This window comes from Roseburia sp. OM02-15, assembly GCF_003481835.1.
Lineage (GTDB): Bacteria > Bacillota > Clostridia > Lachnospirales > Lachnospiraceae > Eubacterium_I > Eubacterium_I ramulus_A.
Genome location: NZ_QULX01000001.1, coordinates 332,415 through 355,497, shown reverse-complemented (window position 1 = coordinate 355,497; position 23,083 = coordinate 332,415). Strand labels below are relative to the sequence as shown.

Sequence of the window (23,083 nt, the reverse complement as noted above, 5' to 3'; positions counted from 1 at the left end):
AAATATTTCACACTTTTCTGTAATATCTTTGTAACAATTCTATGATTCTGTGCAAACCTCCGAATTTCTTTTTATTTTTACTATCTATTTTATCGTTTATCTCTATATTTTACTTTTATATATAGAAGTAATCGTCATCTCGCAGTTGATATACGTTCGGGCTCATCCGATATCCAGAACTTGTTTGACTACCAAAATTTTTCTTCCATTTAATTCGGTTTCCTCCTCCAGTTCATTCGTCTTGCGGATGGCAGACACCGTCGTATGATATTTCTTGGCAATCTCCCACAGGTCTGAGGAGCCGGTCAGGATCAGTCCCACAATCCCCGGCAGTTTTTCGTCTGCCTGTGCATCTGCCGCTTCTTCTTCGATCGCACTGATCAGTTCTTCCTCTTTTAATTTTGTAACCAATGCACTGACATTGATAATTGCCTGCACTTCGATCTCTGATGCATTTTTCATCAGGAAGGATAAATGTTCCAATGTTGTCTGGATCTCAATCTCACAGGTCTCATCCAGATCCTGCATTTCCATCTGACACTGAAATGGCACTAAACTCTCCATTGCTCCCACAGGCGCACTGTCGGAGCTTACCATATAAAAGACCTGCATCCGAACCGTTCCCTCGATCATAAGACCATTTGGCGAAATCTCCCAGTGTTCCGGTTCTACCGTTCCAAAACCGGCACCGATCTGTAGCACTTCTTCCTCTGTATTTTTTATCTGCAGCGTATCATTTACCCGACACTGACTCTCATTTTTCATATGAAGCTGCCGGATTTTTACCGGTTTTCGTTTCGGTATCAGCTGTTTTTCCAGCGAATATACATCTTCCAGCTGATTTTTGCTGATGTCCCGGTAAAGCCACATTCGAATCGGAATATCCGCTTCTGCCAGAATCACCCGTTCTTCGCCATCGGCATCCGCCTGCACACTACACCGAATCGCGCCGGGATCTGCTGTCAGATACGACACCATATCCGGGGAAGCTTCCGGAATCTCCAGCCGGCACTGATACGGAACGCGCATCTCTGCCCACTGCATGCGGTCTTCCTGCATTCCCAGATAAATGACAAACACCTGCAATTCGCCCTGTACAGTCACTTCCCCGGCTGCCACACGGACATTCATGCCAAAAAGCTGTGCCTGCTGCCAGAGTAACTGGCGGATATTCGGTTTATTTGAAGGCAGACGCACTTCTTCCCGCATAGCGCACAATTCTTCCCCGCGATAACACAGTTCCAGAAACTCCTTTTTTCGGTACAGATGCTCACAGGACTCCTCCTGTTCCATTCCCACCGGGATCTGCAATTCCAACCGTGTGCGGGCGGTGCAGTGAATCTCTAACAAAGCCTGAATGTTCAGCTTTCTGGCATTGATCATCCGAACCGTCAGATCTTCCAGAAACACCTCCGTCTGCGGCATGTCAAATTCTCCCGCTTCCTCCAGCATCAGTGTCTCCTGAAACGGATATTCCCCTTCCAGACTGCTGATTTTCCATTCCCCCTGTCCGGTGCGGTACAATACCCGAAACTGCAGCACACCGCGCACCATGATATGTCCGTTTCCACACTTACTTTCATCCAGCCGGACATCCCCGCGGCTTAGTATCACAGAAAAAAAATCCGGAAGATAATCCGGAAGATGATATGTTTCATCAAATGTTACCTGAGTGATCGCCGGTCCCTTTTTTTCTTCCATATAAAGAGCTTCTGTTTTTAATTCCATATGTTTCCCCTTTCCTATTCAAATACCACATTTTCTTCCAGTCGTTCGGTCTTGACGACAATATACGGATAGCTGACTGCCTTTTCTGCCTCCGCACCATTTTCCGGTCCAATGAGATCTGCCTCAAAATAAATCGCATTTTGCGCCAGATACAGATCTTGAACCTGTATACTGTATCCTCCGGTCTCCTGCATTCCAAAGCCACGCACAATATACAGGCTGTCATCCAGCATGCAGGTCATTTTGAAGTCTTCGGTATAGCGTTCATCAATTTCCTTTTGTAATTCCTCCGGAAGCTCCTGTTCTGTGACAACGGTATAATCCAGATCACGTACCTTTTGCGTCCCGGTCTTTTGTAATCCACAGCCTGTCAGCCCCAAAATAAGTACCAGCAGACTCACGGTAAAAATGCTGCTTATTCGTTTCATAAAAACTGCTACTCCCTGTCCCCGCTGTTTCTTTGGTCTATTCTATTTTTCAAATCCGAAAAATATGCATAGATTTATTAAAAACTATCTGCTATACTAGATAAGTCTTTTTAAAAGAAATTACATTTTTATTACATTTTAGAAATGTACTTTCGAAATCTTTTAAAGGAAAGATTCTGAGAGTACCTAAAAACTATTTGGAGGAAATATTATGTTAAGAACAATTCTTGCAGTTTTGTTCGCCGTCTGCTATCTGATCATCGGAATTCCGGTGCTTTTTGTAGAATGGCTCATCGGCAAAAAAAATCCGCACCTGCGTGACATCAGTAGCCTGCGCATGGTACAGTGGGCATTTCGTGTCATCTGCCGGATCTGCGGTGTAAAACTCACCGTAAAAGGGCAGGAAAATGTACCAAAGGACATACCGGTGCTCTATGTAGCAAACCACAACAGTTATTTTGATATTATGATCACCTATGCACTCTGTCCGGATCTGACCGGCTACATCGCAAAGGATTCTCTGGAAAAGGTTCCGCTGCTGAACATCTGGATGAAACGGCTCTACTGCCTGTTTCTGAAACGTGATGATATGAAAGCCAGCTTAAAAACAATCCTGCAGGCAATCGAATATGTCAAAAAAGGCATTTCCATCTGCATTTTCCCGGAGGGAACCCGCGGAGACAGCGATGAGATGGCACCGTTCAAAGAGGGAAGTATGAAAATTGCAGAGAAAACCGGATGTCCGATCGTTCCAATGGCAATTTCCCATACCAGAGACATTATCAAAGATCATATGCCATTTGTAAAACCGACACATGTTACGGTAGAATATGGTGCTCCGATCTATCCGAAAGAGCTGGCAAAAGAAGAGAGACGTGCCCTTGGCCGCCTTTCTCAGAATATGATTCAGGAAATGCTGGATGCACAGAAAGCATCTGAGCAATAAAAAAATATCTCTTTTGCACGAAGTATTGGCATTTTTCAGAAAAATAAAAACAATTTTATAACGCAAAAAAACTGGGAGTATAGCAAATTGCTATTTCCCAGTTTTCTTTTTATAGTTCTTGTCATAAAAAAATATTCTCGATATTTCTTATACTCTGCCTAATAACCCAAAAGTTATTTTTTATCTGATTTTTTATGCCTCCAACGCTTCTTCCAGCGCCTTTACAATCTTTGGAAACTCCATGAAATGAGAAGCTTTTACAAGTACCGTATCACCGGCTTCCACAAAATTGATCAATGTCTGTGTCAGTTTTTCACGGTCTGCAAAATACATTACTTTTGTATGTCCGCGCTGTGCACCTTTTGCCAGTTCCTCACTGAGAGTTCCACAGCAGAACAGAATATCAGCACCTGTATTTGCTGCATATTTTCCTACATCATAATGCATCTCACGCCCATTTTCTCCAAGTTCTCCCATGTCACCAAGAACCGCGATCTTGCGACCATCTGCCTGTGCCAGTACATCTAAAGATGCTTTCATAGAAACCGGGTTTGCATTGTAACAGTCATCGATGACAAGCACCTCACCCAATGTGATCAGGTTCGTACGTCCTGCAATGGTTTTTGCATGGGCGATACCCTGACAGATTTCCTCATTGGTCAGTCCCATGATACGTCCGACACATGCCGCTGCGCATGCATTGTATACATTATGTACGCCCGGGATCGGCTCATGGATCTGGCAGACTTCCTCTGGAAAATGCAGGTTTGCATTCAGTCCGCGAAGTCCTTTATTTTCGATAGCATCTGCGGTAATTTCATACGGCAGATCTGCTTTTTTAGCAGTACCATCTTCTACATAATAAAATACCGGTTTTACACCTTTTACTTCCTGCACAGTAATCAGCTTATCATCATTTCCGTTCAGCACAATATGTCCATCCGTTTTCAGGAAATCAAAAATCTCTGATTTCGCACGGAGTACACCGTCACGATCAATGAGATTTTCCAAATGGCACTGTCCGATGTTTGTCATGACACAGATATCCGGTTTTGCTACTTTTGCAATTCGATGCATCTCACCAAACTCAGAAATTCCCATCTCAACCACTGCCACTTCATGTTCTCTGCGAATGCGGAGAATCGTCAGAGGAAGACCGATCTCATTATTAAAGTTTCCTTCTGTTTTGAGCACGTTATATTTCTGGCTTAAAACAGCGGAAATCATTTCTTTTGTACTTGTTTTTCCAACACTTCCGGTAATTCCGATAATTTTGATAGAAAGTGTGGAACGGTAAAATTCTGCGATATCTTTCAGTGCCTGCTCGCTGGAAGCCACCTGAATGTACGGTCCTGCCGGATTTTCCAATGGTTCCTCGGATAAAACTGCCAGCGCACCTTTTTCAAATACATCCGGGATAAAACGGTGTCCATCCACGCGCTCTCCGCGGATCGGGATATATAAGTAGCCCGGCTCTACCTGACGACTGTCAATAACTGCGCCGGTGATCTCGCTGCCGCGCTGTGCATCGTCGCCTACATAAGTACCGCCGCATGCTTTTGCGATATTTTCCAGTGTCATCTGCTCCAATGTGTTATTCATGTTTTCCTCCGTATTTTTCCTGAGAAATCTGGATCAGACGCTCACACAGATCCTCGTACTGAATGCCGATGACAGCTGCTTCCTGCGGTAACAGACTTGTTGCTGTCATACCCGGCAGAGTATTTGCTTCCAGACAGAACATCTCGTTTTTGTCATTTAACAGGAAATCCATGCGGGCATAAGCGTCCAGACCAAGTTCACGGCAAACTGCAACAGCATGTTTCTGCATTTCTTTTGCAACTTCTTCCGGAATGTCAGCCGGACAGGTCTCAACTGCGCTTCCTGCTTTGTATTTGTTCTTGTAATCATAAAAACCTTCTACCGGAGCAATTTCGATAACAGGAAGTGCCTGCATGTCAATAACACCAACGGAAAACTCACGACCACAGATGTAATCCTCGATCACAATCTCATTTTCATATTTAAATGCTTCATCCAGAGCAGCTTCATACTCATCTGCAGTACGGACAATGGTAACACCGATACTGGAACCGCCGCAGCATGGTTTTACAACACACGGAAGGCTTAATCCTGTCTCTGCGAACGGAACACCACGCTGTGCTTTGCTCATGGAAATACCATGCGGTGTCGGGATGCCGGCTGCCTCAAACATTTTCTTGGAAATGCCTTTGTCCATAGCCAGTGCACTTCCAAGGTAACGGCTTCCTGTATACTGAATGCCAAACAGATCAAAGGCTGCCTGAATTTTACCATTCTCACCGTTCTCGCCATGCAGTGCCATAAATACGACATCCGCTGCCTGACAGATTTTGATCACGTTTGGTCCAAAGAAGCAGTCAGACTGATCTTTTCTCATTGCCTTTACCTGTGCGATATCCGGAGCTTCTCCCGGAATCTGTGTCCCTTCGGCACTTGCCTCTTCCGCACGCTCAAAAATTCCTGTGATATCTTCCTCTTGATCATGGTAACCCATGAAAACATCCAGCATAATTACGTTATGTCCTTTGGAGCGCAGTGCCTTACTTACCATAGCTCCTGTATTCAGGGAAACATCCCTCTCTGTGCTGAGTCCACCAGCTAAAACTACAATATTCATGATTATATTAATCTCCTTAATATGAAATACTTTTTTTACATTCTCTTTAGTTTAGCACATTTTTTTTATTTGTGAATGGTACTTATGCAAAATATCATACTTTTTTCGAATTTTCCATTTTCGCCATGGGATTCAACTACAAACTATGGTAATGTTAGTCTATGAACTTCGACAGGTACTTCTGACTTGTCATAAATGCGTCCAGCAGTTTTGAACAGCTTTCTGCCTGATCTGCTTCTGAAGTATCACCAAGTTTTGCCTCACAAGCTGCCAGTAAGTTCAACAAGACCGGTGCAAAATGATAACAGTCCGTATTGATACTGATGGTGAGACCTTTTGCGCTGTATTTGGCAGAACTTGGATACTTTTCTGCAATATAATAAATTTGTGCCAGCAAAACATGGACGGAGATCAGCATCCGCTCTTTCCACAGAATACCGCTGCCACATTTCAGATAGTGACGCATTCCATTCAGGACAGAAATGCTCCATAAAAAATCACCGTTTAACATCCGGCATTGTACCAGCATTTGAAAAATAAGGATTTCACAGTATGTATACTGCATTTCCCCATCCCACTTTTCCCGATAATTCTGGCAGCTCATGCCAAGGATTTTCGTCAGTCGCTGTTCCGTATCCGGCAGGGCAGCACCGCCCCACCACTGCAGAACAGTATTTCCAAGACTGAGCCACTGCTCATCCATAAGCTTTCTTTTTTGCACCAGTCTCTCATACTGCGCCAGTTCTGTTTCCAACAGCAGACGGTCTTTCAAAAGCATTGCCAGTGTCATTTGATCCTGCATCCTCTTTTTTTGCAGTTCATGCTCGCCGACATACACAAGACAGCGCTCCGATGACTCCCCCATACGATCCATCAGCGCTTCAAAAACTCTCACCTGCGGCATGCGTCGACCATTTTCAATTTTCGACAGCGTGCTGACTGAACAAATCCCAAATGCCAGTGCTTCCTGCGTCATTCCGCTTCTGATCCGCGCATCCCGGATCACATCACTGATCTTACATACTTCCATAACATTTCTCCCTTGTTTTTTGACTAATTATATCATTTTACATTAAATTAGGCTATGGATTTTCCCAAATTTAGTCTGTTTTTAATGTTTGGAATAGCATTTCTCAGGAATGCAACGGTATTCATTCTATACACGGTATCTGTCTTATGTTAAAATTCTTATGTTATATTTTTTAAATGTGATAATACAGATTGTCAAATTTTAACGCAAGTACCCGGAAGACTTATTATAAAAAATGCTCTGTGTACTTTATTAAAATGACAGAAACAAATTTTATACTAATAAATGATAAAGGAATGAATAAATTTATGAAAACAGCACTTATTACCGGAGCTTCCCATGGAATCGGAAAAGCAGCTGCCAGACAACTGGCACAGGCAGGTTACCGCCTGTTTTTAAACTGCCGGACTTCTGTGGAAAGTCTTTCAGCATATGCAAAAGAACTGACAGAAACTTATCATGTAACATGTACCCCTGTTGCCTGCGACATCTCAGATCATGCACAGGTGGCAGCAATGTTTCAACAGATTGAGGATTCTCATAGTGCTATTGATGTTCTGATCAACAATGCCGGAATTTCGCACATTGGTCTGCTGCAAGATATGAGTATTGACGAATGGAACAACGTGATAAATACGAATCTGACTTCCGTGTTCTCCTGCTGCAAATATGCGATTCCATATATGGTAGCTCAAAAACAGGGGAAAATCATTAATATCTCTTCTATGTGGGGTGTTTCCGGTGCTTCCTGTGAAGTGGCCTATTCAGCCAGCAAAGGTGGCGTGAATCTTTTTACCAAAGCACTGGCAAAAGAACTTGCGCCAAGTAATGTTCAGGTAAATGCCATTGCCTGCGGGGTGATCGATACCCGTATGAATGCATGCTTTGATGATGAAGAACGGACGGAACTGGAAAATGAGATTCCTGCCGGACGTTTTGCAGCGCCGGGAGAAGTGGCAGAAATGATTTTGAAACTGATTGAGGCGCCGGATTATCTTACCGGGCAGGTTATTACCTTTGACGGGGGATATTTGTAATGAATTGATTATTTACGTATAAAACAAAATCGGAGAATCCTTCCACGATCGCCAGACGTGCGCTCCCCTCATTTCACTGTGGTTTCATCGCGCTCATTCTCAGCTCCTGTAGATGCTGGTCGCTTCCCATTCGCGCAAAACCTTGTGAAAATCGGTTGCTTACTTAATCGCTTATCGCGGAAGGATTCTCCGATTTTGCATTTATATCTTGTCCACATTTACTACTTATAACTGTCAGCTTTTTCTTCAGACCGTACTTTCCTTGGTGCGGAACCGATGTTTTCCAGCTTTTTCTGCTTTTGCTTTTCTTCGGGACAGTTTTTCTTTCTGCTTTTTCTCTTTTCGATTCATCTGCCTGCTGCGGATTGCTTCGTCCAGTTTCCGGTAGCGTTCTTCTTCCTGTTCTTCCTGCTCCCGCATCAGATAATTCATTTCTTTGATGACTTTTTCACCCACATGCTCGGATACTGCCTGTCCCAGTGACTGGTTATTCTCAGCAATGGCGTTCCGGACGATATCATTCATCATTAACTGAAATTGTTCCAGTTTTGACATTCCTGCCGGGACAGTCTGATTCATCGATTCTTTGGTTTCCTGTGTTTTTGCCGGCAATGTATGTGACAGATCTTTGTCCGGAACGGTCTCCTGATCCGGCACCAGCTTCAGATGCTGGCTCTGCATTTCCTGCTCTTGTTCTAATAATTCAGGATTATCACTGTGCAGCATCATTTTGATGGCTTTGAGCTGATAACCTTCTTCTTTCCATTTCTTAATCTGTTCAAATTGATGGATATTTTCTTCTGTATAGTAACGGTGCCCCATCTCATTGCGTGGAACATCTAATTCCAGTTCTTCTTCCCAGTAACGTAATACATGAGATTCCACATGCATCATCGCTGCTGCATCTGAAATCATATATCGTACCTTTTTCACGACAATATCCTCCTTTATTACTGTTACATTAATTGTAGCACATTTATGACAGCACTCAAGAAAATCTCATCGTAAAATTTCGACACGATCCGCAACATGGCATTCCTGAAAAAAAGAGATGAACTTCCGTAACTTTTTCTTTCTTCTGTCCATCTCTTTCATCTTTTATTTATGATTCTGTCTGTTCGGTCTTTGGATTCTGCTCCTCTTTTTTGATTCTCTGGAATGTAATTGTTACTTTGAACAAGTCGCCATCCAGATACAGATCAAAAGTACCTTTCTGCATAACCGTCAGGTTTCGTGCAATCTCAAGGCCTAATCCGCTGCCCTCTGTACTTCTGGACACATCGCCCCGTACAAAACGCTCCATCAGCTCATCTGCCTTAAAGTTTAGCGGATTCTCGGACACATTTTTCATGGAAAATACGACGGTATCACCCTCAATGCTTCCGCTTACATACACCCTGGTTCCCGGCATCGCATATTTTGCCGCATTGTTATACAAGTTTTCGATGACACGGAACATCCGGCGTCCGTCTGCCATGATCAGCATCTGTTCTTCCGGAAGATCACAGATCAGATCCAGGTTCTTTGCTTCAAATTTTTCTTCAAATTCACCGTTTGTCTGCTTGATCAGCTGCTTCAGATTAATTTCCTGCATCGTCAGGGTAATGTTTCCGGAACTGATCTTGGAAGCCTCTACCAGATCTTCTGTCAGCTGTTTCAGACGAAGTGCTTTGCGATTCAGGATATCAATATAACCGGCAATCCGCTCATCCTGAATATTTTCGCGTTTTAGTATATCCACATAATTGATAATAGACGTCAGAGGTGTCTTGATATCGTGAGATACGTTAGTGATCAGGTCTGTTTTCAGACGTTCACTCTTCATCTCCGCATCTACGGCTTTTTCCACTCCATCACGTACTTTATTGATTTCTTCTGCCAGTTCCAGATTTTCTCCGGACATGTGCTCGGTATTGATACGGTAATCCAGGTTTCCTGCTGCCAACTGCTGAATTCCATCCTTGATCGCTTCTTTTCCACTGGTGCTCTTTAGCATTTTCAAATATACAAAAATATCAAATAATACCATCAGCACAAAGAAGATAAATGCCAGTCCACCCATACAATTAAAGCCAAAGGTACAAATGATCCACATAAAAATGATCTGCGCACCGATCAGTACAATATATGCGATCAGCAGCTGTTTGTTTGCTTTCTGGGCACGGTAAGAATTCTGAATTGTTTTTCTGGAAGCATCTACAGTTCTTTTTATTGCATGTGCAATACCTGCAATGATACTTCCGCCAATTTTACGTTCTTTGATTCTTCGTCCATAACTCTTCACATTCCATGCAAACAATACTGCTGCCAGGACTCCTAAAACCGTACACTGTGCCATGGCATTTCCAAACGCAGACGGTAATGTACTGTAATAATATCTATCATTAGAGGAAATGTGAACAACAGATTCCGCATATCCAACAACCAGTGCAACCCAGAGAATAATATCCTTGATTATCAAAATCTCGATTGGGAACTTATCCATAAGTACCGGATGAATCTCGTCATCTTCCGGTCTGCGTCCGGTCTGTACTCCGATCATAATAATCATTACAATTGCCAGACTTAAGAATACCCAGATAGCTGCGAAAACATTTATGCGGTATTCGCCATTTCCAAAGTTAAATGCAATCTGTCCGGATATATCCTGATAAGCCGTATAATACATGGAATCATAATATGATTGCGATGTTCTGCAATGATAATTGGTATCAAGTCCGACAAAAATCCTCCAGTTGCCGTCTCCCATAATATCTCTGATCATTCCCTTCAGTTCATCCGCCAGGAAAGTTACAGATGCATAACTATCTCCGGATGCCTCATCCATCATCAGATACAGGTATTTACCCTGTGCAGAATAATCTTTGCTCTGATACTGCTCTTCCAACTGGTCAAGGGACATGGCCTGTTCTGTATTCCAGGCCGGCACATTCGTATATATAGTACCATCATCTTCGTTTACCAGATATACATATACATTTGTATTGTCATATTGCTTTTGTATACTCGATGTCTGGTTTACCAAATCGTGTACCTGACTTGCTGCCTCCAGCAAATCATCATAATAATCGGAAAGCAGATTCAGCTGATCATTTTCACGTGCATACTCAGCCAGCGTTACACCGTTGATATTTTTGATAAATTTCTGCTCAACATCAATTCCGTTTGCATATACTACGTCCGATTCATTATTATAACATTTCACCTGATAAGAATCATATGCTTCCGGATGTCTGTTGTCACCGGTACTTCCATCACCTGCGTCAAACCAGCCACTGATATTCGTCGTTTCTACATTCACCGGTTCCGGAATATTGGTATCTGTGGCAGATTCCGCTGTAGGAACAGTTGTAGTTTCCGTACTGGAGTTAGAAGTCTTATATTCGCTGGTATCAGTTTCATCACCTTCTTCATATGCATCATACACATATTCATGTTTTGTCTGTGTCAGCCAGCAAAGGATCGGATAGCCATCAGAATTGTAAAATGCATCCAGATCGGACAGTTTATATTCCAAATTCTGGTTTTTGTTCTCTGCATTTACACCATCATTCAAGTTAGATATATCTAAAGTCAGATCACCATTATAAGCATTTCCTTGCAAAATCTTAGTTTCAGAGCGGAATTTACCCAGCTGGTCCTGTAGTTCCCGTCTCACATAGTGCTCTGCCTTCTGACTTTCCTCATAGGAAACCGGGCTCATAATCTCATTCACGTTCATGCCTGAAGAAAGCCCAGCCATACTCCATCCGGCACAGACTGCAGTCAGACCGCCGGCGATCAGAAGAACCGCCGTTGTCAGCATCTTCGCCCACATGCTGTAAAAATATTTTTTCTTCATAAAGGATCTCCTGTTCTACTCGACTTTAATATCCTCCACCTTGTAGCCGATTCCCCATACCACCTTCAGATAACGCGGTTCCTTCGGGTTGATCTCAATTTTTTCCCGGATATGTCGGATATGTACCGCTACCGTATTATCTGCATTGATGGCATCTTCGTTCCAGATTCTTTCATAAATCTGTTCGATGGAGAACACTCTTCCTTTGTTTTTTGTCAGGAAAAGAAGGATATTATATTGTATTGGTGTTAGTTTTTCTACGACTCTGCCATCGACTGTGACCTGCTTCATATCATCGTTGATCTCCAGTCCACCTGTACGGTAAACATTGGAAACTGTTTCCGGCGTCATTGTCCCCAATTTTGTATAACGACGCAGCTGCGATTTTACTCTTGCCACAAGCTCCAAAGAGTTAAATGGTTTTGTCACATAATCATCTGCTCCTACGTTCAATCCGAAAATCTTATCCGTATCCTCCGTTTTCGCGGAAAGAATAATGATCGGAATATTTGATTCTTCACGGATTTTTAACGTGGCCCGGATACCGTCCATACGCGGCATCATAACATCCATGATCAAAAGCTGAATATCGTTGCTTCGCATCATTTCGATGGCCTGAATGCCATCATATGCCTTTAAGATATGGTATCCTTCCGGAGCCAGATAGATTTCAATGGCATCTACAATATCTTTATCATCATCACATACTAAAATATTTATCATAATCTTTCACCTCCCCGTTATTATACTCGATTTGAATGCATTCGGAAAGGAATCGTTCCCTAATTCCTTTATGCTGACACTTTAACAGACAATTCTTTCCGGAAACCGCGCCAAATTCTTAACGATTTATGAAGATATCGCAACTCTTTATGAGCAGGAACTGAGACTGTATGGCATGAAGTTTAGACATATATCAGATGGGATTACAGAGGTGCGCAGTTGAAGTATGTCATGCAATTGCATGACGCGCACCTCGCAACAAGAATGCCGGAGCATTCTTGAATTTTTAACAACAAAATTTAGGTTGAAGAATCAATGATATTCTTCTATCACACGCCTTATATAATCTTATACTTATATAATATGGAAACGATTCATTTCTTTATCTTTTCAACCATGTTTCTTAAGGATTTGTTAATGATTGCCACCGTAAATCCTAACATTTAGCTGATATATTGAGTATAACGAAAATGAAAACACAAGCACAGGGAGGAACCAATTATGTTAGTTACAATCACCCGTGTGATCAACTGGTCGATCTTATTTGCATTCATTGCCTGTTTTGCTTATCAGATTATCTACTTGATCGCACCTTATATTAAGAAAGAGCAGCCCCACAAACCATTACAGCTTCATCGTTATGCAGTACTGATCGCAGCCAGAAATGAAGAAAATGTCCTTGGTGAACTGTTAGACAGCATTCACGCACAGAATTATCCGTCTGAACTGGTTGATATTTACGTTGTTGCTGATAACTGCACGGATTCTACTGCAGAAGTTGCTTATGCACACGGTGCTTATGTATATGAACGTTTTAACCGGATTCAGGTTGGAAAAGGATATGCCTTAAAATACTTACTGGATCAGATTTCACTCAGCGACAATCTGGAAGATTACGATGGATTCTTTATCTTTGACGCAGATAATCTTCTGGATGAGAATTACATAGCAGAAATGAACAAGACATTTAACGATGGATACGACGCCGTTACAAGCTACCGTAACTCCAAAAACTTTGGTGACAACTGGATTTCCCACGGTTATGGTCTCTGGTTCTTACATGAAGCGCAATTTTTAAACCGTGGCAGAATGAGAACTGGCAACAGCTGTATGGTATCCGGAACGGGTTATATGATCTCCCGTGAACTGATTGAGAAAAATGACGGTTGGAAGTTCTTCCTTTTAACAGAGGATATTGAATTTACCGCCGACTGCATCGCAAATGGTGTAAAAATCGGTTACTGTGAGCACGCAGAGTTTTTCGATGAACAGCCGACAAAATTTTCTGTATCCTGGCATCAGCGTATGCGCTGGGTCAAAGGTTATTTTCAGGTATACAAAAAATACGGCAGACAGTTATTATCCAAAGTTGGCAAAAAGGGCGGCTTCTCCTGTTTCGACATGCTGATGTCCAACCTTCCGGCCTTTATCCTGACAATGGTTGCCACCTTTGCAGGACTGACATTGACGATTCTGGCACTTTTAACAGCACAGGATTCTGTTTCAGCACTGCTCTGTGTCGGTAAGTTTACGGTAAATACATCCGCAGCTATGCTGGTACTTGGTATCTACACAACACTGACAGAATGGAAGCACATGCATATGGCATGGTATAAAAAAATCGGATATATGTTCACATTCCCGATTTATATGCTGACTTATATTCCGATCGCATTTGTTGCAATGTTTAAGAAAGTGGAATGGAAACCGATCGCCCATGGTTCCAGAACTGCAAAACCGGTTCGCCGGATTGCGTCTTAAACAGAGTTTTAAAATTGCCCCCAGTGTTTTTATATTTTTATATCTTTTAGGTTTTTAAGTCGAACGCCTGTATTTGGTCTCGGTCGCTAGCAATCGCTCTCTGAGAAAAAATACAGGCGTTCTCAATTTACGTAACAAGAAAATGTGTCTTCGCTTTAGTAAAAAATTAACAGTCATTTTTTATAAACAAAAAACCGCAGTAACACGAATATTTTCCGACTAATATCAGATAATCATCATGCTACTACGGTTCTATATAATTCAAGAATGCTCCCTTTATAGAAAATCCTTTCGGACTTCTAAGCAGAAATGTTAATTACTCTGTTCTTACAAATTCGTGTGCTTCTTCCTGTCCACGCAATACACGAAGTCCGCCAAGTGCCAGAGATTCCATCTCATTCTCACCCGGATATACGATAACCGGTGCGATCCACTCTGCATTTTTCTTTACTTCGTTTGTGAAGTACTCAGAATATGCAATTCCACCTGTCAGAATGATGGCTTCAATATCACCTGCAACTGTTGCAGCTTCCTCACCGATCTTACGTGCTACGTTTAATGCCATTGCATCATAGATCAGTTTTGCATGCTCATCGCCATTCTCGATCATTTTCTCAACTTCACGGCTGTCATTTACACCAAGATGTGCTACCAGACCGCCACGACTCTTCATTTTCTTGAGCATTTCTTTTGTAGTCATGCCGCTCTCACCAAAATATTTGATCAGAGACTGAACCGGAAGACCGCCTGCACGCTCCGGAGCGAATGGGCCATCCTCATCATTGATGATATCTGCAACTTTTCCGCCGTACTGTAAGGTTACGGAAATACCACCACCAAGATGTACTACGATCAGTTTGCAGTCTTTGTACTCTTTGTTATTCTCACGGGCATATTTCATAGCTGCAGCTCTTGTATTCAGGTTGTGACCGATACCTTTTCTTGTAATCTCTTTCAGACCTGTGATCTTCAGGATCGGCATCATCTCATCAACTGTTACACCGTCATAAATGAAAGCCGGGATTCCAAGTGGTTTTGCGATCGCATCTGCAATTACAGCGCCAAGGTTGGAAGCATGCTCCATTGCCGGTTTGTTTTTCAGCTGCCATACCATGTCATCATTTACACGGTAAGCGCCTGCCTTCAGAGGCGGAAGTAAACCACCACGGGCAACGATACCTGTCAGATCCTCCAGTTTTACATTTTTCTCTTTCAGAACTTCCATGATCATATCTTTACGGAACTCATACTGATCTACGATCAGGTCATATCTTGCGATCTCATCTGCAGAATGAGAGATGCTCTCTACAAAAATCTGCTGCTCGTCCTCATAATAAGCAATTTTTGTAGATGTGGAACCAGGATTTAAGATTAATAATTTTTCCATTGTAAGGTCCTCCTTCGACTCTTTTCTAAATTACTTCATACGCATTACCATTTCTGTCTCTCATTTTAACATATATTATATATAATATACAATATTTTCTTCGAAAATAGAGAAAAAAATATGACACTGAAACGATTTTGCATATAAATCATTCCAATGCCATATTCTTCTTATCTTTTATTTTTTACCATTCAAGAATGCTCCCCAAAAGCAGCTCCGCATTAATCCAGTTCATCACTTGTAAATAAAAGTTCCAGCACACGACGGCTCTCCTCCCACAAAGGCTCGTCTTCCTGTGGAAAATAATCAATGATCTCGATCAGATCTTTGTTTCGATTCAGGAACTCCAGCATTTCCATGGAAACATTTTTTCCTTCATCCCACAACCGTTCATATTCCGCGAAAAATTCCAGATACATCTCATACATGTCATTCAGATCTTTCCCCGGAAACAACTCATCTGTGCGCTCCTGTGCTTTCCTGATTCTTGTCTCTTTGTCCATGTTTTTTTGTTTCATATCATACCTCCATACATTTGTATTAGCTGCCTTGTCTTCAGACATAACATTCCTTTACTTTTTAATTATATTGCAATACCAACATTATACTACATTTTATGTTTATTAATCTATAATAAAATTGTAAATTTTTATTTTTCATCTTGCAAAAAAAGACACAACAAAGAGTTTATACTTATTTAACTTGATTCAACTCATAGAATGAACTATTATAAAGCTAAACTATCTTATATATTCAAGAATGCTCCGGCATTCTTGTTGCGAGGTGCGCGTCATGCAATTGCATGACATACTTCAACTGCGCACCTCTGTAATCCTGCCGGAGGCTATATCAGATGGGGGATTGGCTCCCACCACTGATACTAACTTGTTTCTCACCACCTATAGAGGTGGGAGTCATCTCCCATCTGATATATATAAGATAAAACCCATTATTTATATAGGATAACACTTTCTGAAATCCATCAGAAAAACAGAGGAGCAAAGTATATCATTATGAAAAAAATAACCTCACTCATTGACATTCTTTCCGCGCAGACCGAAAAAGCTCCGGAACGTGTCATCTACCGTTTTCTGGAATACAAAAACGGCGAATGGGACATGCAAAATATCACAATGCGTGCCCTCTACCATAAATCATTGGAAATTGCGTACATGCTGCGCAAAAAAGGACTCCGCCCTGGTGACCGGGCGGTTATTTTCAGTATGCAGGATTATGGTACTACTTATGCGATCCTTGGTTGTATGATGGCAGGTGTCACATTCACCGTCATCCCACCGCCACTGGACGAAGGAAAAGTAGCACGTTTTATCTCTGTGCTGAAATCCTGTCAGCCGAAAGCGCTGATTTCCAACTATGCCATGGAACAAGAATCCGGTGTCAGCATCACCGGCCGTCTGATCCGCGAGGCATTTACCAGTGTCATCCGTTTAAAACGAATCTACACGGATCGTCTGACTCCATACAAACGAAAAGACGTGATCGTGGAAGCAACGGAAAACCGTCTGGTTTACCTGCAGTACACTTCCGGTTCCACCAGCGCACCAAGAGGCGTCCGCGTCACATGGAAAGCACTGATGAAAAATCTGGAACAGTGTCAGGCATGCTACGATTTTAACAATGGTACCCTTGGTACCTGGGTTCCGTTTTTTCACAATCTGGGACTGGTCGTTACGATCTGTATGCCGATCTGCACCACCAATGCCTGTGCTTATTTTCTCTCTACGTTACAGTTTCTGGAAAATCCAAAGCTGTGGGTAAAAATGCTGCATGATTTCAATCTGACTCTGACTGTCGGACCAGGTTCTGCCTTTGATGCATGTACCCGTATTTTTACACCGGAGGAAGCAGCAAAATATCCACTGACACAGGTAACTCATTTTATGAACGGTTCGGAATTTATCAGTGCCGAAACCGTGGAAAAATTTTCCGAACTGTTCCAGATTTCCCCGAATGCCATGGCACCGGGCTACGGACTGGCAGAAAATGTCTGTCTTGCAACCTTTGCCAGTCAGGATTACCGTGTATTAAAGCTGGATTATGAAGCATATCAGAAAAACCGCGCGATCGTTCTGGACGAAGTTCCGGAAGGTACACAGGTCAAAGAAATTGTCAGTGTCGGTAAACCAGTCAAAGATCTAACTGTGGTCATTGGCAATCCCAAAACCAAAAAAGTATATTCAGACCTGCATATCGGAGAGATTTTTATTTCCGGTGACAGCGTAGCAAACGGCTACTGGGGCACTTTAAAAGAAAATGCTAATTTCCGCGTCAAACTGGAAGACTATGATTGTAACTTCTATAAAACAGGTGATCTTGGATTTTTATATGAGGGGCATCTGTATATCACTGGACGAATCAAGGAAATGCTGATCATCAACGGACACAATATCTTCCCAAGTGATCTGCAGGCGCTGATCATGCAGAAAGTACCAGCGCTTGCTACAACCTCCTTTGGATTTTTCTCCACGAATAACGGAAACAAAGAACAGGTGATCGCTGTCGTTGAATCCAAACCAGAAGAAGATTTCCAGAAGCGGGTCAGTCAGATCAACGCAGCTGTATCCGCGCGCTTCGGCTTCTCCTTCTATGACATTATTTTTGTTCCAAGAGGAGCAATCCCGCGTACAGACAACAGTAAACTGCAGATGTTAAAAGCAAGAGATCTGTATCAGCAGGGAAAATTAAAAATTCTCCACAGCAGCCATGCATACCGCACTGGCAGCTCAGAGACAACAATCATTGATAAGTCCATTGACAAAGCAGATGAGATCCTGCTGCAGGTAAAAGCTGTCTTTGAAAAAGTGCTGAACATCGAACAGTACAGCCTGACAGATTCCTTCTTAGAGCTTGGCGGCGATTCCCTGATGGGATTTGAGCTGGTAAGTAAAATTGAAGAACGGTTCCATGTAAAACTGGATCTACGTGAAGTACTGCTGGATTCCTCCGTGTCCGGTGTTGCTAATTATGTACGCCGCACATTAGCCGGTGCCAAAGGAGCTTCCAAAGCAGTCGATCTGGAACAGGAATGTAACCTTGATGCTTCCATTGCGCCGACAAATGCTTACACAGTGGCTCCACAGGATTGCAGAAATATTCTGCTGACAGGTGCTACCGGATTTCTGGGAGCTCAGCTGATCCGTGCGATCCTGACGCAATATCCGCATGACGGACTGAATCTGTACTGTCTAGTACGTGCAGACTCCGAAGAAGCCGGTCTGGAACGACTGATCAACAACATGATCCATTACCAGTGTTGGGATGAATCTTACCGCGCATTTCTGCATCCGGTCATTGGTGATCTCTCCACAGAGAAATTCGGTCTTTCCGAAGAGCTGTGGCAGGAGCTGACAGAAAAAATTCAGGTGATCTACCACAACGGTGCTTTGCTGAATTTTGTGTTCCCGTATGAGTTTTTGAAAGAAACCAACGTACACGGAACCGTGGAAACCCTGCGCCTTGCCTGCGCCGGTCAGCCAAAATATTATCACTATGTATCTTCCTACAGCGTTTATGATACGCCAAATAACAAGGGCAAACGGGTCTATGAAAACGATCCGCTGAACACCGCTCACGGCTTCTCCCTTGCATATTCTGAGACAAAATGGGTATCAGAAAAACTGGTAGGAATTGCACAGAAACGCGGACTTCACACTGTGATCTATCGTCCTGGCGATATCACTGGTGCTGCCAACGGCATCTGGGAAATGGATGACATGGTCAGCCGTATGATCGTCGGAACGATCCAGATGCAGGCGATCCCACGCACAAGCTACTGCATGCATATGACGCCGGTAGATTTTGTGGCAGATGCGATCTGCTGCATTTCCCGCAAACCGGAAGCCATGGATCAGGCATTCAATCTGGTCAACCCGGAGCCGGTTCCGGTGAAAAAGGCAGTTTCTTATATCCGCGCCTGCGACTATCCAGTCCGTTATATTTCATTCCCGGCATGGAAAAGCAAATTAAAACAGGCGGATGCATCAGAAAATGCCCTGACCCTGTTAGCCTGCCTTTTTGAGAGCGGTACTGACGCCAACCCTGGTGTCCTGCGTCACTTCATCGGCAAAGACACGGTCTATGACTGTACCAAAGCAAATCTCCTGCTGAATCAGTCCGGCATCAGCTGCCCACCGGTGGATGAAAAACTGTTTGCCGCTTACCTGAATTATTTTAAAAAGAATGGATGTATATAAAATATGAAAATCGGAATACCACGGGCTTTACTTTATTATCGTTACCATGTTCTCTGGGAAACTTTTTTCCGGGAACTTGGTCACGAGACCATTGCAAGCCCACATACAAATAAGACACTTATGGATGCAGGCAGTCACTACGCCATCGACGAAAACTGCCTCTCCAGCAAATTATTTTTCGGTCATGTCTCCGCACTGGAAGGAAAATGTGACGCAGTCTTTGTTCCGCGTATCGCAAACTACGGAAAAGACGGCGTGATGTGCTCCCGTTTTGAAGCGCTGTATGATATGGCAGCCAACACTTTCCGCGATCATGATATTAAATTTATCACCTGCAACGTGGATCTTCAGCAGAAATGTCCAGAGGAACAGGCTTACATGATGCTGGGTGTTTCCCTTGGAGCTTCAGAAATCCAGGCAAAAGAAGCTTATCAGAAAGCATATGCCGCATGGCAGAAAGCACATGAGAAACATATTCAGGAAGAGGAAGCAAAACTGCACGATGACCGCATCAAAATCCTTGTCGTCGGACACAGCTACAACCTCTACGATGAATATATCGGAAAACCGATCATGAAGGGAATCGAACAGCTGGATGCCGTTCCGATCTGTTCCGATGCCGTAGATTTAAAACAGGCTCAGACGGATTCCCTGAATATCTGCAAAGCCGTTCCGTGGATCATGAACCGCGAGCTACTTGGATCGATTTCCAAATATCACAACGATGTGGATGGTATTATCCTGCTTACCGCATTCCCGTGTGGACCTGATTCCATGGTCAACGAGATGATCATCCGCCGGATCAAAGACCGCCCGATCCTGAACCTGCTGCTGGACAGCCAGGACGGAAACGCCGGTATCGAAACCCGTCTGGAAAGCTTTATTGATATTATCCGTTTCCGAAAGGAGGCACGTCTGTAATGCCGGAAAAGAAATATAAACTCTGTTACCCGCAGTTGGGAAACTATGACATTCCGATCCAGTACTTTGTAAACAACGGTCTGCATCTGGAATATCTGGCTCCGCCTGCCATGACAAAACGAACCATTGAACTTGGTGCAAAATACAGTCCGGACTTCGTCTGTGCACCATTCAAATGTATGATGGGCTGTTACATCGAAGCCTTAGAGCAGGGTGCCAACGTTCTGATTCAGACCGGCGGAACCTGTCGTCTGGGCTACTACGGTGAACTTCATGAACAGATATTAAAGGATATGGGATACGATTTTGACATGTTCAATCTGACTCTCTTCCGCTACAAAAATCTGATTGGCATGTTAAAAGGCATGAGACAGTTTGCCCCAAATGCATCCATGCTTCAGATGGTAAAAGTGCTGCCTGCCACTGCCAGAATGATCACCGTTATCGATAAAGTGGAAGACAACTACCGTCAGAACATGGGATTTGAAATTGAAAAAGGCTCCTATGATAAAGTATACAACCGTTTTCTGGCACAGCTTCGCAAAGCAAAGGGATTAAGGGATGTCAACCGCATTTACAAACAGACCATCGCAGATTTTGATGCTATTCCGAAAAACAAACCGGAACATCCGCTGCGTGTCGGTGTGGTCGGTGAATATTTCACCATTATGGATCCTTATTCTAATCATGAAATTGAGAAAAAAATCGCACAGATGGGTGCGGAAGTACATCGCTGGATGAACCTTTCCAACAGTGTGCTGCTCTGTCCGGATGAGGGAACCCTGAAAAAATTAAAAGGCTACCTCACCTACGACCTGTACAAATTCCCATCTTCCCTCTGGGTCAATATCCAGAAAAAGCTTTCCAGCAAATACACCAAATTTGACATGGGAAGTTCCAGTATCTCCACCATCGCCCTGGCAGAGCATTATGCCGAAAAAGGCTTTGACGGACTGGTTCACGTAAAATCCTTCGGTTGTACACCGGAGATGGATGCCGTTCCGGTACTCCACAACATCAGCTCCGACTACAAAATCCCGGTGCTGTACTTAAACTATGATACTCAGACCAGTGATACCGGTATCGAGACCAGACTGGAAGCATTTTATGATATGATCGCCATGAGAAAGGAAGTAACAGAATCTTGAAAAAAGCATATTTAGGAATTGACATCGGATCTATTTCCACCAAAGGTGTCATTATCGATGAAGAAAAAAACATCCTCGCTGGAATTTATCTCTGGACGGAGGGAAATCCGATGGGCGCTGCAAAAAAAGTAATCGCAGCCCTTGGAGAAAAAATTGATCAGAATGAATATAAAGTCGTTGCTGCCGGAACAACCGGAAGTGCCCGTAAACTTGTCGGCGCTATGTGCAACGCCAGCATTGTAAAAAATGAGATCACGGCACACGCGGTTGGAACCACAACCCTGCACCCGGATGTCCGCACCATCCTTGAGATCGGTGGACAGGATTCCAAGATCATCTGTGTGGAAAACGGTGTCGCTGTGGATTATGCCATGAATACCCTGTGTGCTGCCGGAACCGGTTCTTTCCTCTCCAGCCAGGCCCGTCGTCTTGGTGTGGAAGTAGAAGAATTTGGAAAAATCGCTCTTGGAAGTAAAAATCCAACTCCGATTGCAGCCCGCTGCACCGTATTCGCAGAGTCCGATCTGGTTCACAAAATCCAGATGGGACACAAAAAAGAAGATATCATTGCCGGTCTGTGTAATGCCGTTGCAAATAACTACTTAAACAATATCGGAAAAGGTAAGAAAATCTTTCCGCCAATCGTATTCCAGGGTGGTGTTAGTAAAAATGAAGGCGTTGTAAAAGCCTTTGCAGACTCTCTGGGAGAAGAAATCATTGTAGATGAAAACGGACATCTGATGGGATGTTACGGTGCTGCGATCCTTGCACTCGGATGCGGCATTGAGAAACCGTTCAGCTTTGATGTGGCAGATATGGAATTTGTGACACGAGAAGTTGTATGTCCGAATTGTGCAAACCATTGTGAGATCATCTGCGTTTACCGCGATGGGGAACTCATTGATTCTTGGGGAAATCGTTGCGAACGTGGGGAAATCAAACAAGGCCAAGATTAGGGTGGCTTAAAATTTACCAAATTTACTTTTAATAAAAGAACGTCTGTATTTTGTCTCAGTCGCTAACAATCGCTCCTCGAGAAAAAATATAGACGTTCTTAATTTACACAGTGATATGAATTGGTAAATTTTTGCGCCACCCTGCACTTCGTGTCACAACGTAAGGGTAAGCAGTGTGGTTTAAACTCACAGACAAAAAGAAAGGGACTCTGGCTATTTTTTCTTGTCCAGCGATTGTTAGCGGACAAGAAAAAATAGCAGAGTCCCTTTTTATAACTTACATTTTAAACCACGCAATTACCCG

General features: G+C 43.2%; 17 protein-coding genes. 7 read left to right on the top strand and 10 right to left on the bottom strand.

Annotated elements, in window-relative coordinates:
- Nucleotides 1–162 precede the first annotated feature (162 nt).
- Nucleotides 163–1,728, bottom strand: a complete 1,566-nt coding sequence (locus DXB15_RS01630; protein WP_118701832.1) for a DUF3794 domain-containing protein — start codon at nt 1,726–1,728, stop codon at nt 163–165.
- A 14-nt stretch (nt 1,729–1,742) separates the two neighbouring features.
- On the bottom strand, nt 1,743–2,156 hold the full coding sequence (locus DXB15_RS01625) for a protease complex subunit PrcB family protein (protein ID WP_118701831.1): 414 nt from the start codon (nt 2,154–2,156) through the stop codon (nt 1,743–1,745).
- Between the two features lie 211 nt (nt 2,157–2,367).
- On the opposite strand from DXB15_RS01625, the gene DXB15_RS01620 reads away from it, so the two are divergent.
- Nucleotides 2,368–3,102 (top strand): lysophospholipid acyltransferase family protein, encoded by a 735-nt coding sequence (locus DXB15_RS01620; protein WP_118701830.1) that lies wholly within the window; start codon nt 2,368–2,370, stop codon nt 3,100–3,102.
- 192 nt (nt 3,103–3,294) lie between these two features.
- Here the strand turns inward: DXB15_RS01620 and DXB15_RS01615 are convergent, their stop codons facing one another.
- The 3 genes from DXB15_RS01615 to DXB15_RS01605 form a co-directional block, all read right to left on the bottom strand.
- Nucleotides 3,295–4,704, bottom strand: coding sequence for a UDP-N-acetylmuramoyl-tripeptide--D-alanyl-D-alanine ligase (locus tag DXB15_RS01615; protein WP_243115581.1), 1,410 nt, complete (start codon nt 4,702–4,704; stop codon nt 3,295–3,297).
- Nucleotides 4,697–5,761 carry a D-alanine--D-alanine ligase family protein gene (locus DXB15_RS01610; protein WP_109216480.1) on the bottom strand — a complete coding sequence of 355 codons (1,065 nt, stop codon included), beginning with the start codon at nt 5,759–5,761 and terminating at the stop codon, nt 4,697–4,699. The genes DXB15_RS01615 and DXB15_RS01610 overlap by 8 nt, the downstream gene beginning before the upstream one ends.
- Before the next feature lie 154 nt (nt 5,762–5,915).
- On the bottom strand, nt 5,916–6,791 hold the full coding sequence (locus DXB15_RS01605) for a helix-turn-helix domain-containing protein (RefSeq protein ID WP_118701829.1): 876 nt from the start codon (nt 6,789–6,791) through the stop codon (nt 5,916–5,918).
- A gap of 308 nt (nt 6,792–7,099) precedes the next feature.
- Between DXB15_RS01605 and ymfI the strand changes: the two genes are divergently transcribed.
- Complete coding sequence (gene ymfI, locus DXB15_RS01600; RefSeq protein WP_243115580.1) at nt 7,100–7,828, top strand: elongation factor P 5-aminopentanone reductase; 729 nt, start codon at nt 7,100–7,102, stop codon at nt 7,826–7,828.
- Nucleotides 7,829–8,074: 246 nt separating this feature from the next.
- Here the strand turns inward: ymfI and DXB15_RS01595 are convergent, their stop codons facing one another.
- The 3 genes from DXB15_RS01595 to DXB15_RS01585 all read right to left on the bottom strand — a co-directional run bounded on the left by DXB15_RS01595 (nt 8,075) and on the right by DXB15_RS01585 (nt 12,392).
- Nucleotides 8,075–8,761, bottom strand: coding sequence for a MerR family transcriptional regulator (locus DXB15_RS01595; RefSeq protein ID WP_109216483.1), 687 nt, complete (start codon nt 8,759–8,761; stop codon nt 8,075–8,077).
- Nucleotides 8,762–8,930: 169 nt separating this feature from the next.
- The gene (locus DXB15_RS01590; protein ID WP_118701827.1) at nt 8,931–11,669 is read right to left on the bottom strand and encodes a sensor histidine kinase; all 2,739 of its coding nucleotides are present in this window, start codon (nt 11,667–11,669) and stop codon (nt 8,931–8,933) included.
- 15 nt (nt 11,670–11,684) lie between these two features.
- Nucleotides 11,685–12,392 (bottom strand): response regulator transcription factor, encoded by a 708-nt coding sequence (locus tag DXB15_RS01585; RefSeq protein WP_118701826.1) that lies wholly within the window; start codon nt 12,390–12,392, stop codon nt 11,685–11,687.
- A gap of 501 nt (nt 12,393–12,893) precedes the next feature.
- Here DXB15_RS01585 and DXB15_RS01580 point away from each other — a divergent pair.
- Entirely contained in the window at nt 12,894–14,153 is a 1,260-nt protein-coding gene (locus tag DXB15_RS01580) for a glycosyltransferase family 2 protein (RefSeq protein WP_118701825.1), read from the top strand.
- Between the two features lie 316 nt (nt 14,154–14,469).
- Here the strand turns inward: DXB15_RS01580 and buk are convergent, their stop codons facing one another.
- Both buk and DXB15_RS01570 read right to left on the bottom strand, forming a co-directional pair.
- Nucleotides 14,470–15,540: a butyrate kinase gene (gene buk / locus DXB15_RS01575; protein ID WP_118701824.1), complete on the bottom strand. Its 1,071-nt coding sequence runs from the start codon at nt 15,538–15,540 to the stop codon at nt 14,470–14,472.
- A 221-nt stretch (nt 15,541–15,761) separates the two neighbouring features.
- Nucleotides 15,762–16,058 carry a hypothetical protein gene (locus DXB15_RS01570; RefSeq protein ID WP_109216841.1) on the bottom strand — a complete coding sequence of 99 codons (297 nt, stop codon included), beginning with the start codon at nt 16,056–16,058 and terminating at the stop codon, nt 15,762–15,764.
- A gap of 495 nt (nt 16,059–16,553) precedes the next feature.
- On the opposite strand from DXB15_RS01570, the gene DXB15_RS01565 reads away from it, so the two are divergent.
- The 4 genes from DXB15_RS01565 to DXB15_RS01550 are packed head-to-tail and all read left to right on the top strand — an operon-like array spanning nt 16,554 to nt 22,779.
- Complete coding sequence (locus DXB15_RS01565) at nt 16,554–19,754, top strand: thioester reductase domain-containing protein (protein ID WP_109216840.1); 3,201 nt, start codon at nt 16,554–16,556, stop codon at nt 19,752–19,754.
- Between the two features lie 3 nt (nt 19,755–19,757).
- A complete protein-coding gene (locus DXB15_RS01560) occupies nt 19,758–20,675 on the top strand; it encodes an acyl-CoA dehydratase activase-related protein (RefSeq protein WP_109216839.1) in 918 nt (305 codons plus the stop codon).
- Complete coding sequence (locus DXB15_RS01555) at nt 20,675–21,823, top strand: 2-hydroxyacyl-CoA dehydratase (RefSeq protein ID WP_109216838.1); 1,149 nt, start codon at nt 20,675–20,677, stop codon at nt 21,821–21,823. Before DXB15_RS01560 ends, DXB15_RS01555 begins: the two co-directional genes overlap by 1 nt.
- On the top strand, nt 21,820–22,779 hold the full coding sequence (locus tag DXB15_RS01550; protein WP_109216837.1) for an acyl-CoA dehydratase activase: 960 nt from the start codon (nt 21,820–21,822) through the stop codon (nt 22,777–22,779). Before DXB15_RS01555 ends, DXB15_RS01550 begins: the two co-directional genes overlap by 4 nt.
- The last annotated feature ends 304 nt before the right edge of the window (nt 22,780–23,083 follow it).